Genomic DNA, 11,727 nt, shown 5'->3' on the forward strand with positions numbered 1-11,727 from the left:
CATGGGCACCGTTGTCATATTGGGTGTCTTTGTCGCTGATACCGCCTATCGCGCCGACCGTATGCCAGTGATGGGCGAAACAGTCATGGGCAATGACTTTGCATTGGGGCCGGGTGGAAAGGGATCAAACCAGGCCGTGGCCTGTGCCCGCATCGGTGCTGACACGCACTTCATGACCAACCTCGGGCAGGATGATTTCGGTAAACTGGCGCTCGACACCTGGGCTCGGGCCGGCGTCACACCGCATGTGCGTGAGATCAACGACAGCTACACCGGAGCCGCCTTTATCTTCATTGAGGAACGCACAGGCGACAACGCCATCATCGTATCCCCTGGGGCCGCGGCCCTAATTTCGCCGGCGGATGTCGAGGCGCACAAGGACTTGATCTCCAGCGCGGACGTGTTCGTCACGCAACTGGAACAGCCGATGGATGCGGCCATGCGCGGGCTCGAACTGGCCCGCGCCACTGGCGTCATCACCGTTCTGAACCCCGCTCCGGCCGCTGATCTGCCCGAGGGCATGCTGGCACTCTGTGACTACGTCACCCCGAACGAAACCGAATGCGAGGCGTTGACGGGCATCGCAGTCACAAACGAGGTCGAGGCGGAAGCCGCCTGTGCCGCGTTGATCGCCAAAGGTGTGCGCATGCCGATCATCACCATGGGCGAACAGGGCGCATATCTATCGGGGCACGGTCTGGTGCCCGCCGTGCAGGCCGGACCGGTGGTCGAAACAACGGGCGCCGGTGACGCATTCAACGGGGCTTTTGCCGCGATGCTGGCCAATGGAGACACTGCGCTGCGTGCGGTACAGTACGGCTGTGCGACAGCCGGCATCTCTGTCACGCGCGCCGGAACCGCCCCTGCGATGCCGTATCGATCAGAGGTGGACGCGCTACTCTGAGCGTCCGGCCCATCGACAAGAAACCGGACGCCGTGGTCAAAACTGTCGCACAGTCGCTTCCGTTCTACCACACTCACTTAAGTTACACTTGGCATGCGTGTTGCAAGATCCAATACGACGGTCAGATATGGTCGACCGATCGCTTCTCTAGTGCCAGGTTCAACGACGAATACGTGTGCGAACTTAAGCAGAAGGCAGAAATCCAATAATTCTTGAGTCTCAGAAATTCAAATAGCTAAATAACTGATTTTGCTTATCTTTCAGCCCCATCAATAAGAGATTCGACCGCAATACCTGATTGTAAAAATGATCAAACTGATACAGTGAGACCTCCTGATCCAAGGAAACAATCACATAGCGATTTGAGGTTATAGCTGCTTTTGGCGCGCGCTACTTGGCTTACTAGCACCCAGTCAAAACGGCAGTCACACCGCAGCTTTTGTCCGAAACCTACGAAGCACGCGCTCATCTTCAATCACCGCTTCAAGCGCTTCAAGCAACTGTTCACGATGGTGCTCGGCATCTCATCGACGGCCCAAGCGCGATACTGGTCAGGCCATACTTCACGAACACCTTCTCAATCAGCACAACATAGGCAATTTTCCCCTGTGCCTGAGGTATGTCGGCCCCTCGTCGGCTGGCCTTGCCAGATTGAACGCACGGTTGTGGAGCGTCTCAATACCAAATCGACGCGTTTGGATTGATGGAATGCTATTAAATTTCACACGGCGGTCCTTCCGACAGTGCACATAAGAGTCGCCGTTTGCGCCGCGTTTGCTGATGCATCGAAAGAAACTGCCAAGTTATCGGATACCTTTGAAATGTCTGCGAGGCGCTGTCAGCCCCCCTGCCCCAACAGAACTGTTCTGTTGTTTGGTCCATCTCCTGCCGTTGTCACTGACCGGCCCATTCCGGACACTCAACGCAGCTTGTGTGTGCTGCAGTCGCACCCACATTGCCGACATTCGCTGCATCAGCAAAGTCTGGCCTGTTCGAACTCAAAATTCGCGGGAGAAAGCGAACTTCCAAGATTTTCGCCCTAGCGTGAAATCAAGGGCCGCAGGCCCCCAGCAATTGCCAGACCGCCCGCAAAGGTTGGCAATTTATTTGTAATTAGGCATTTAAATTCGAACCTTTGCACGCTTGGCAGAGTTAAAGCGCATTGAACTCCGGTAACATCGCCACCCCGCGGCCTGGCGATCGAAGGTCTACATCAACTGTCCGTTTTTGGGCTCACAACTGACCTCGGAACGTTTCGGGTGAACGGACAAAGTCCGGACAAAACCACCTTCGCTGTGTTTGCAATGATGCCTAGATTTCGGTGGCGCATTTTTGTGTGGGGCGGCGGTAGTGATAAGGGCACTTGCTGCAGCTGCCTCCAAGTCGCTTGGTAGGCTCCGAGTCTATAGTTGGCCGTCCGACAGGTGGGGCAGCCAGCTTGTGTTTCTTGAAGGCGGTTCAGTTGATGTCCTGAACCTTCATGACCAGCTCGTTCCAGTTGCGCTGGTTTTCGATGTCGTGTTCCAGCGCCTGTTCGTCCGCTATGATGAAGCGTTTGATCGCGGGGGTTTTGCTGGTGGCCTGGTAAAGCCAATAGGCCTCGGCCTTCAGCGCGTCATCGATGGGCTTGTCAATGGATTCGTAGACCATCTGCTTGCAAGCGTTGATCGAGGCCGCCGGGAACTGCGCGATGCGATGCGCCAGCGCGTCGACATACGGCCCGATCTCATCTGGCTCCAACGCTTTGTTAATTGTGCCCATGCGCTCAGCGTCGTCTGCATCGTAATCCTGCGCACTCAGAATGATCTCAAGCGCGCGGCCAAGGCCTGTTTGCCGCGCCATGCGCGACGCGCCGCCACCGCAGGGCAGGATACCCATGCCCACTTCCATCTGCATGAACTTGAACTTGCCACGCGCGGCAAAGCGCATATCAAGCGCAAGGGCCAATTCGTGCCCGCCGCCACGCGCGAACCCTTCCAGCTTGGCGATGGTGGCCTGGGGGACTTTGCTGATGCGTTCGCAAACGGATTGAAGTTCCAGCAGATGCGCCTCGTCGCGTGAGACGGCTTCTGTTGACATGTCCTTTAGCAATTCCGTGTCATAGTGACAGACCCAGATCTCGGGATTGGCCGATTGAAAGACGACGACCTTTGTCTCGCGATCGCGTTCCAACCGCATCGCTAGGCTGTTGAGATCGGCCAGCATCTCCTGGCCTTGCACATTCACGGAACCGAAATCGAAGGTCACTGTGGCAATGGCGTTTTCGACTTCTACGTCGAAGGTTTGAAAGTTTTCATATTTCATGAGGCAGTCCTTTCTTGAGCCTCGGCATCAGAGACGCGAGGGGGTGGGTTAAACGGTTGGAGATTGGGGCGGCGCGTGCGCCGCGGTCCTAGCTTTGCTGGCCGAGGACGGTTCTGATCGTTGTCATAACATCCGCCGCATGCGCCGCATCGAGTGCAGCGGGATGCGGGTTGGCAAAGGCGCCGCTGTCATTGTCGAAGTATTTGCCCGACGCATCGGCAAACCGGGACCCAAGCGCGGCCTCTATCAGGATATCAGCGCCGATATTCATGTCCTTGCCGGCCACGCCAAAGCCCTCTTTAACCATCTTCGAGGCGAGCAATGACCCAGGATTCACTGCGATCATTGCAGGCCCTTCGGGCAACGTCCTCGCCCATTCACGGGTCCAGATCGTGATCGCCAATTTGCTTTGGGCATAGGCGCCCATTTCGTCCAGTTGGCGTTGACCCAGCATCGCTTCCCTTTCCACGGGCGCCTGTGCTGCCGACGACAGGTTCACAACGCGGCCATCCTGCGGAATGATCGGTAGCAAAAGTTCGGTAAGCATATAGGGCGCGTATGTGTTGACCACAAAACGGATATCAAGCCCGCCGTTCAGCGTCGGGTTGGGGGCGCGCAAAACGCCCGCATTGTTGATCAGAACGTCCAGTTTTTCGTGCTTGGCGCGGATGTCACCGGCCAGTGCCTTAACTGCGGAAAAATTCGACAAGTCGGCAACAAAGCTTTCCACCGTGCCGCTGATACTGTCGGCGGCGGCATCAAGTTTTGCAGCGCTACGCCCGTGCAACAAAATACGGTGCCCATCGACGGCCAACTTCTGAGCAGTCAGCAGGCCAATTCCGTCTGTCGAGCCTGTGATGAGGATTGTTTTGGTCATACATCTTGTCCTTTAGTGAAAGTCGGGCAGCAAATCGTCCGCCAATTGCTTCAAAGTGGCGTCAATTGGGGCTTGATTGAATCGCAGGTTCAGAGCGATGTGGTTCACGCCCAGGGCTTCGATGTCGCGCAGATAACTGCGTAGGAAATTGGTGCCAGACTGGAACCCCAGGTGGATTGGCCGTGGCTGTGCATCTGGCGTTTTCAGCAAATCAACGTAAAGCGATTGCATCACCGGTTTGTTTGGCTGCCCCATCGTGACCAACCGCTGCCGGTAGTCGGCAATCACCCGGTTCTGGGAGGCAACATCGCGCGGATAGGTCATCCACCCGTCGCCATTTTGCGCCGCCCAATCCGGTGTTTGCTGGCTGCCCCCAGTTATGAGCAGTGGCAGACGGCTTCCGACCGGTTTGGGCAGCAGGTCAAGGTCGCCCAGCAAACGCCCCTGATCGCTTTGATGGCGCGGATAGGGCTCTGCCGCCGCGCGGATGTAGCCAAAGCTGTCGCGAAACCGCACGCCGCGATCCGGGTAGCTGTGGTTCAGCGCCGGGTATTCCTCCGGCCGGTCCCCTGATGCGACCCCCAGCAGTACCCGGCCATCTGACAGAACATCCGCCGTCGCTGCGGCCTTGGCCACATGGGCCGGATGGCGCAGCGGCAGGATGATGCTGGCGGTGCCAAGCGCGATACGCTGCGTCGCTGTGGCCAATGCACCCAAATACACAAACGGGTCGAAAATCTGCCCTGCATCCCCGAAGTCTGGAACGTTAAAGGGTACGTCGCGCAGCCATAGCGCGGAAAACCCCAACTCTTCGGCCAGTTGTGCTGTTTCGATATGGTCCCGCATCGTCGGTTCATGGCCAACGGCATACGCCTCCAGTGGCAGCACCAAGCCAATGCTCAGGCGGCCGGGCTGGAACGCAGAGTTATAGCCTGCGTTGATGCGCGGGAAGCGCGCGTTTTTGTGGTCGTCGAACATGACGGTTGCTTTCTCAGTAGCGCACCAAGGTGCGGCTTTCGATGCTTTTGCGGATGCTGGTTAGGCTTGGGTCCTCGACCATGTCCAGCGCACTGTGCCCGATGGATGGCAGGCCGCGATTGTCGTAAATGTTAAAAAACGCAACCTCGTCCGGCGTCATCACCGATTGATAAATCCATTCATGATCCGGATTGCCCACAAGCCCCATGATCTGGCCCTTGCGATCCGGGTAAATCAGATCCAGCAAAATCCAGTCTGTCGGATCAACACTTGACGGACGCACGAAGCCAAGAGGCGCGCTGTTGATTGGCTGCTCTACAGGCCGCCAAACACTGATGAAGGCGTAATGCCCATCCTCCCATGTCGCCGCCTTTTCCGGACCTAGCAGATCGATCAGACGTTTTTTTGCGCCGTCTTCGCTGTAGTCGCTGTGCACGTTGCGCGCTGGTTTGCGTGTTGCATCCGGGTCATCCACGCGCACGGTATGGTCAAAGATCATGACCTCGCGTGCATTCAGCTTGTTGTTCAAAAGCTGCGTCAGTTCGCGGTCGTAGGTGTCTTTCCAGTGGTCGCCGCAAAAATCCTGCACCGCACTGGGGTAGGTTATGAATTCCACGGCATCAGCCGCGAACGCCACCGGACGCTTTGCTGTTCGAGTGTCCGACAAGGTCACCTGTGTCACCACCAACTCGGGCGAGATCAGATTGCCGACGATGCCACCTGCATCCAGCTCGAACGATTGGCGTTCGTCCTTGTGAACGTGGTAATTGACTGTGGCCGTGCGTGTCATCTGTATCGTCTCCTCAGGGGTGTCAGCCTTGCGATGAAACCAAATATGATTGCTATCAATTTATAAATAAACAGCATATTCTTATATTTATAATTCGGGATTTGCATATAATGGGTTTCAATACAGACGGATTGCGGTTGTTCGTTCTGGCCGCAGAAATGCTGAACATCAGTGCCGCCGGTCGCCGCCTTGGCATGGCCCCAGCCGTGTCCAGCGCGAAACTGGCAAAGCTGGAACACGCCCTTGGGGCCGAGCTTCTGCACCGTACGACGCGTAAGGTTTCGCTTTCCATTGAAGGGGTGGATTTCCTGCCCTTCGCGCGTGAAATAATCGCCCAGGAAGAGGCCGCACTGGCTGCCCTCGGCAAAGGCACCGCCAATGTCAGCGGCACCCTGCGCTTCGCCGCACCAAGCACGTTCGCACAGCTTTACATCGCGCCCATCCTGCCAAAGTTCCTGGACCAGCATCCCGATCTGACGCTGGATTTGCACCTGTCCGATGTGCAGTTCGACCTGATCGAAGGCAGCTATGATCTGGCCCTGCGCAACGCACCTCTGCTCGATACCAGTCTTAAAGGCCGCAAACTGGCTGATGACCAGCGCATTCTCTGCGCTGCCCCTTCCTATCTGGCCGTGCATGGCACGCCGCAATCCCCGGATGAACTGGCCAATCACAAGCTAATCGCGTTCAGGCATCTGCGTCCCCGTCCGCTCAGGGCCGCAGATGGAGAGACCGGCGAGTTTAGTCCGGGCGCAGCAAAAAGCCAGCTGATCATCGATGATGGGCTCAGCCAGAAACACGCGACCTTGGCCGGCGCAGGTATTTCCCTAAACTCTCTCTGGAGCGTGCATGAAGAGATCGCCTCAGGACAGCTCAGGCGCGTTTTGCCGGACTACGAAGGCGACGACGGTAACGCGCTGTGGCTAATCTATCCCAAGTCCAACGTGCTTTCCCCCAAGGTCCGTGTGTTTATGGATTTCCTGATCGCCGAGATCGGTAAAACCCCGCCATGGGAAGGCTAAGCTAGGGCTTAACTTACTGCTAAAGCGGTTATTGGTGCGCTCCGTGGCATTGGTAAATTGGGCTCACTGTAGACCTCGAGGCAGACGCAGCATCCAACGCCGTATCCAGGGATCGATCATTGAGCTGCCGTTCGATAATCGTGGACAACGTTACGCTGCGGCCTGTCGAAGGAGACATTCGCTGCAGTGGCAAAATCGACAGCTGGATGAACTAGCGGCATGCGGGTCAAACGTCGCTTCGCCGCAGTCCGGCTCTTAGCCAAGATGCAAGAAATGCGCGACTCAAGCTTGAGCCGTGCATTCCAATGCTGGTTCTGACCCATTACTTGTGGCCATACGCCTTCTGATTGGCAGGGTATCGGAAAACTAAGCGTATTCAGCGATCAAATTCAGTGCCTAATGATGTACGCAACCGCCACATTCCTGGGACTCTTTTCCGCGCCTCACCGCCGCCTCTGAGGCGGAGCAGCATCTGCGCGATTTTCTGAGATCGGTTTTGCCACAACAGGCAATCCCGTCTCGATCCAGTCGATCGACATGTTAAATGCGTTAGAATATCGGGGCGAAGGCATCGGGTGGCTGGGGCAAAGGTTGAAACGGTTCTGGTACCGCCACCATTCTAGCTAACCCGACACCTTTTTGACTGATCCAATTGACGGGGGTATCCTTAACACATCTTTTTCATCACCAATTCATCGCGCAAGGCAGCAAACCGTGTTTCAAGATGGTCGAGCATCGCAATCCGCGCAGCGTCTGCATGGCCGGCTGCAATTGCTTCGACAATTGCGGTGTGTTCACTGTGGGTGACCTGCAAAGACGTCTTGGTCCGGCCTTTTGCCCGAATGCGGACCCAAGAGGGATTGGACCTGATTTTGTCCAACATCGAATATGCGGTCAGAAGAGGACGGTTGCGGGCGCATTGTGCGATCAAGCGATGTAAGGACCCGTCCCAAAGCTCCATGGCTTGAGCATCGGTCGCCTCCCATTGTCGCTGAGCCAACATGCGCAAACGCGTCACTTCTTCCGGAAGCACACGTTGGGCGCACAAAGCAGCCAACTCGGGCTCAATACAAAGGCGTGCCTCCATGACTTCCAGCGCATTGGTCTCGCCCGTGACCTTTGCGGCCAGATCGCCCATCGGGTCCATCGGCTGTCCCGCAAAGGTGCCCTTGCCCTGCTTGCGCCAGACAAGACCTTCGGCTTCCAGCGCATCCAGTGCCTGCCGAATAAAGCGCCGTCCGACCCCGAAACGGTCCGCCAATTCGCGCTCCGTTGGCAACTTTCCTTCGGATCCAAGATCCCCGGATTTGATCAATTCGAGCAGACGCGCGCGCACCTGTTGCTGCGGACCTTTGGGCGGCATGACGTTCATTTCAGTTCCAGTCTCTCCAAACGATCAAAATGTGCTTTAGAGGGTGCCCGCTATATTATTCAAGCTCAACCGCATGTGACCGGCTTGGACGGCCAGCGGCTTTTCGTTCCGCTTCGGCGCGCGCGATATCTGCATCGATCCCTTCGCGGGTCGGAAAGCCGGAAAATCGTTCGGCATTGGGCATACCTTTGGCGAAGTGAACGTACCGTTCTTGGGCAACGTCCCACAGGCGCGCCAGTTCACCCAGCGGATCGGCGTGATCATCTGCGCGCAGATCGAGCCAAGGGTGGGCTTGCCCGCGATGGATAACAAGACCTGCAGCCTGTCGGCCACGCTTGTCCCCACCGGTCGCTTCTCCGGCCTGCATCGCAGTGATCAAACGCTCTGCAAAGGGAAGGCCGACGCCCTTGCTATAAGCGTCGGATGTGGCATCAAGCACTTCCTCGCCAGCCAGCATATTGCCCGCAACCGAATGATCGTTGCGCATCAGATGACCAGCCCAATCAACGCAATCTGATCCTGTGTGTGCCGCAAAATGGCCGTTAATGTCCATCATATGCGCCTGCCGGATCGCGTGTCCTTCGTCGCGCGCGACCAGATCAGTCAGGACAACCTCGGCAGTCTCGCCGGCCATCATCCGCGCGCGTCCTTCGGTTCCCCAAACGGGATTGCAAAACGCTTGGCTTGCGACCGCGACCTTGTCCGAGACAAAGGGCACCACGGCGCCGCAGGCAAAGAACTTGCTGGCGACAATCAGACCGATGCTTCCGTCGGTGTCTTTTGCAATCAGGGAAAACGTCATCGGCCCACCGCATAGGCTTGCATCAATCGAGGGGTGGCGGCCGCGCGCAGTGTGCCATCCGGCTGGCGCAGCGCCGCCGTGAGGCGCCCCACCGTCCATGGCTCTGCCACGGTCACTTTGTGCCCGCGCGTGCGCAGATCATCAATCACGTCATCGCCAACATTGCGTTCGATCATCATTTCACCTGTCTTGACCTCTCTGGGAAAGAACGAGCCTTGGAAGTGCATGGAATGGAAAAGCGGCTGGTCCATGCACTCTTGCAAGCCCATGCCGAAGTGCACAAATCGCAGGAACCAGATCAGCTGCCACTGGTCTTGCTGGTCACCACCGGGCGTGCCGAACACCAGTTGGACGCCATCCTTCTCGGCGTAACTAGGGGTGAGCGTCGTCCTTGGGCGGCTCTTGGGCACGAGCGAGGTCGGCAGGCCCTTTTCCAGCCAATACATCTGCGCCCGCGAGTTCAGCGGGAAGCCGAGGCCCGGCACAACCGGATTACTTTGCAGCCATCCGCCCGACGGCGTGGAGGCCACCATGTTACCCCAACGGTCAATGATATCCAGATGTACCGTATCGCCGCGTTTCTCGGTGAGATGCGACATCGTAGGTTCTTGTGCAGCCACGCTGCCGACCTTGAAATCACGCTGTGTGCGTTCGATGTAGGCATCCGCTTGCGCCTCGAACCCCGGCACCCGTCCGGGACGTTGCGCGAGTGAGGCATCGGCCCCGATCAGCTCGCGGCGCTCGGCGTTGTATGCTTCGCTCAGCAGCACATCCATCGGGATTTCGCTGAAATCTGGGTCGCCGTAGTATGCCTCTCGGTCTGCATAGGCGAGCTTCATCGCCTCAATCACCGTGTGCACGAATTCGGCCCCGTTCGGGTCCATGGCGCCAAGGTCAAACCCTTTGAGGATCGCCAGCGCCTGCAAAAGCACGGGACCCTGAGACCAGGCGTGGATCTTGTACACAGTCCAGCCATGGTAGTCGTAGCTCAGAGGCGCCTCATATGTCGCGCGCCAGTCAGCCATGTCCGAAGGGGCCAGAACGGCGCTGTGCTTGGTCTCTGACACGTCCATGACGTGCGCGTCCTTGAGATAGTCGAAAATCGCCTCGGCGACGAAGCCCTCGCGCCATTCGTGCCGGGCTGCGTCGATCTGGGCCTCTCGTGTGTCGCCCGCGACCGAGGCCAAGCGATCATATGTTGCCGCTAGATCGGGGTTCTTGAACAGCTCGTTCGGTTCCGGCGCGCGGCCATCAGGCGTCCAGACTGCGGCGGAACTGGGCCACTCCTCCTCAAAAAACCCTTGCAGCCCCGCGATAGTGTTGGCGACGCGCGGCAAGACGGGATGCCCGTCGCGGGCATAGTCGATGGCTGGTTGCATGACCTCGCGCAGCGCCATCGTCCCGTGGTCGCGCAACATCAGCATCCAGCCGTCAAAGGCACCGGGCACGACCGTCGCCAAAAGTCCTGAACCGGGGATCAGGGTCAGACCCTGCTGTATGTAGTGCTCAATCGTTGCAGCTTCGGGTGCTACGCCTTGAGCGCAGAGCACTTCGACCTTGCCGGTTTCGGCGGAGTAAAAGATCGCGGGCATGTCCCCGGCAGGGCCATTCAGATGGGGCTCGACCACTTGGAGCGTCAGTGCGGTTGCCACAGCTGCGTCAAAGGCGTTGCCGCCTTTCTCGAGAATGCTCATTCCCACCGCCGACGCGATCCAATGCGTCGATGTTGCGACGCCAAAGGTGCCTATGATCTCGGGGCGGGTTGTGAAATCGGACATGAAGCCTCCAGTTAGTGTTCGCGTGGGTCAAGCGCATCGCGCAGGCCGTCACCCAAAAGATTGAACCCCAGCACCACGAAGAAGATCGACAGGCCCGGCCACATGGCCATCCAGGGGGCTTGATTGAGGAAGTTCTTGGCGGTGTTCAACATGGACCCCCAGCTGGGCGCGGGTGGTTGTTGACCAAGGCCCAGAAACGACAGGGACGCCTCGGCGATGATGGCCGTGGCAATTGTCAGCGTCGCTTGCACCAGAATGGGCGGCAGGACGTTGGGAAAGATGTAGCGCGAGAGGATCTTGGGCGTTGGCAGACCGATTGCGCGTGCGCTTTCGACATAATCCTCTTCCTTGACGCTGAGGACCTGCCCGCGCGTGAGCCGGATAAAGATCGGTGTGGCCGAGATCCCGATGGCGATCATGGCATTGGTCAGGGATGGCCCCAGAAATGCTGCAAGCGCAATGGCAAGGATTAGGAACGGTACAGCCAGAAGCGCCTCGGTGCAGCGCGAAATGACGGCGTCGGTCCAGCCGCCGAAATACCCCGCAACGATGCCCAGGGGCACGCCAAAGAGAACGGCGATCCCAACCGAGACAACGCCCGCTGCCAGGGAGGCTTGCGCGCCCCAGATCAATCGGGCCATGACATCGCGGCCGATTTCGTCAGTGCCCATCCAATGGTCCCCGTTTGGCGCTTTGCGCACCGCACCCCAATCCGTCGCGGCAGGATCGGGGATCGGTAGTATCGGGGCTGCCAGCGCAATAGCGATGAAGAACACGACCAGCACACCGCCGACCATCGCGCTCTTGTGGCTGCGGAATTTCTTCCACACGCGGTTCTCGGGGCGGGCCTCCAGCACGGGATCATTGGGCGTTGGCGCCTGGGTCGCGGTCTGGGTCATA

The 11,727-nt window shown here is 58.1% G+C and carries 10 protein-coding genes; 2 read left to right on the forward strand and 8 right to left on the reverse strand.

What is annotated here, in order from left to right; genetic code table 11:
- Position 1: 1 nt before the first annotated feature.
- Positions 2 to 904: a ribokinase gene (locus tag ACZ1HN_RS14275; RefSeq protein ID WP_472727978.1), complete on the forward strand. Its 903-nt coding sequence runs from the start codon at positions 2 to 4 to the stop codon at positions 902 to 904.
- A gap of 1,458 nt (positions 905 to 2,362) precedes the next feature.
- Here the strand turns inward: ACZ1HN_RS14275 and ACZ1HN_RS14280 are convergent.
- The 4 genes from ACZ1HN_RS14280 to ACZ1HN_RS14295 all read right to left on the reverse strand — a co-directional run bounded on the left by ACZ1HN_RS14280 (position 2,363) and on the right by ACZ1HN_RS14295 (position 5,853).
- A complete protein-coding gene (locus ACZ1HN_RS14280) occupies positions 2,363 to 3,208 on the reverse strand; it encodes an enoyl-CoA hydratase/isomerase family protein (protein ID WP_472727979.1) in 846 nt (281 codons plus the stop codon).
- An 88-nt stretch (positions 3,209 to 3,296) separates the two neighbouring features.
- Positions 3,297 to 4,085, reverse strand: coding sequence for an SDR family NAD(P)-dependent oxidoreductase (locus ACZ1HN_RS14285; RefSeq protein WP_472727980.1), 789 nt, complete (start codon positions 4,083 to 4,085; stop codon positions 3,297 to 3,299).
- A gap of 12 nt (positions 4,086 to 4,097) precedes the next feature.
- Complete coding sequence (locus ACZ1HN_RS14290) at positions 4,098 to 5,063, reverse strand: TIGR03571 family LLM class oxidoreductase (protein ID WP_472727981.1); 966 nt, start codon at positions 5,061 to 5,063, stop codon at positions 4,098 to 4,100.
- A gap of 13 nt (positions 5,064 to 5,076) precedes the next feature.
- Positions 5,077 to 5,853, reverse strand: a complete 777-nt coding sequence (locus ACZ1HN_RS14295; protein WP_472727982.1) for a CmcJ/NvfI family oxidoreductase — start codon at positions 5,851 to 5,853, stop codon at positions 5,077 to 5,079.
- 110 nt (positions 5,854 to 5,963) lie between these two features.
- Here ACZ1HN_RS14295 and ACZ1HN_RS14300 point away from each other — a divergent pair, with 110 nt between their 5' ends.
- The gene (locus ACZ1HN_RS14300; RefSeq protein WP_472727983.1) at positions 5,964 to 6,875 is read left to right on the forward strand and encodes a LysR family transcriptional regulator; all 912 of its coding nucleotides are present in this window, start codon (positions 5,964 to 5,966) and stop codon (positions 6,873 to 6,875) included.
- Between the two features lie 667 nt (positions 6,876 to 7,542).
- On the opposite strand, the gene ACZ1HN_RS14305 is transcribed toward ACZ1HN_RS14300, so the two are convergent.
- The 4 genes from ACZ1HN_RS14305 to ACZ1HN_RS14320 form a co-directional block, all read right to left on the reverse strand.
- Positions 7,543 to 8,238 carry a FadR/GntR family transcriptional regulator gene (locus ACZ1HN_RS14305; RefSeq protein ID WP_472727984.1) on the reverse strand — a complete coding sequence of 232 codons (696 nt, stop codon included), beginning with the start codon at positions 8,236 to 8,238 and terminating at the stop codon, positions 7,543 to 7,545.
- Positions 8,239 to 8,302: 64 nt separating this feature from the next.
- Positions 8,303 to 9,049 (reverse strand): DUF1028 domain-containing protein, encoded by a 747-nt coding sequence (locus ACZ1HN_RS14310; protein ID WP_472727985.1) that lies wholly within the window; start codon positions 9,047 to 9,049, stop codon positions 8,303 to 8,305.
- The gene (locus ACZ1HN_RS14315) at positions 9,046 to 10,827 is read right to left on the reverse strand and encodes a gamma-glutamyltransferase family protein (protein ID WP_472727986.1); all 1,782 of its coding nucleotides are present in this window, start codon (positions 10,825 to 10,827) and stop codon (positions 9,046 to 9,048) included. The genes ACZ1HN_RS14310 and ACZ1HN_RS14315 overlap by 4 nt, the downstream gene beginning before the upstream one ends.
- 11 nt (positions 10,828 to 10,838) lie before the next feature.
- Positions 10,839 to 11,726 (reverse strand): ABC transporter permease, encoded by an 888-nt coding sequence (locus ACZ1HN_RS14320; RefSeq protein ID WP_472727987.1) that lies wholly within the window; start codon positions 11,724 to 11,726, stop codon positions 10,839 to 10,841.
- Position 11,727: the final 1 nt, after the last annotated feature.

Source organism: Tateyamaria sp. GN1-10, assembly GCF_055693845.1.

Excerpts from the sequence above, each read along its gene's own strand:
- ACZ1HN_RS14275 (WP_472727978.1), top strand. The coding sequence starts at position 2 with ATGGGCACCGTTGTCATATTGGGTGTCTTTGTCGCTGATACCGCCTAT.
- ACZ1HN_RS14280 (WP_472727979.1), bottom strand. The coding sequence starts at position 3,208 with ATGAAATATGAAAACTTTCAAACCTTCGACGTAGAAGTCGAAAACGCC.
- ACZ1HN_RS14295 (WP_472727982.1), bottom strand. The coding sequence starts at position 5,853 with ATGACACGCACGGCCACAGTCAATTACCACGTTCACAAGGACGAACGC.
- ACZ1HN_RS14320 (WP_472727987.1), bottom strand. The coding sequence starts at position 11,726 with ATGACCCAGACCGCGACCCAGGCGCCAACGCCCAATGATCCCGTGCTG.
- ACZ1HN_RS14310 (WP_472727985.1), bottom strand. The coding sequence starts at position 9,049 with ATGACGTTTTCCCTGATTGCAAAAGACACCGACGGAAGCATCGGTCTG.
- ACZ1HN_RS14300 (WP_472727983.1), top strand. The coding sequence starts at position 5,964 with ATGGGTTTCAATACAGACGGATTGCGGTTGTTCGTTCTGGCCGCAGAA.
- ACZ1HN_RS14305 (WP_472727984.1), bottom strand. The coding sequence starts at position 8,238 with ATGCCGCCCAAAGGTCCGCAGCAACAGGTGCGCGCGCGTCTGCTCGAA.
- ACZ1HN_RS14290 (WP_472727981.1), bottom strand. The coding sequence starts at position 5,063 with ATGTTCGACGACCACAAAAACGCGCGCTTCCCGCGCATCAACGCAGGC.
- ACZ1HN_RS14315 (WP_472727986.1), bottom strand. The coding sequence starts at position 10,827 with ATGTCCGATTTCACAACCCGCCCCGAGATCATAGGCACCTTTGGCGTC.
- ACZ1HN_RS14285 (WP_472727980.1), bottom strand. The coding sequence starts at position 4,085 with ATGACCAAAACAATCCTCATCACAGGCTCGACAGACGGAATTGGCCTG.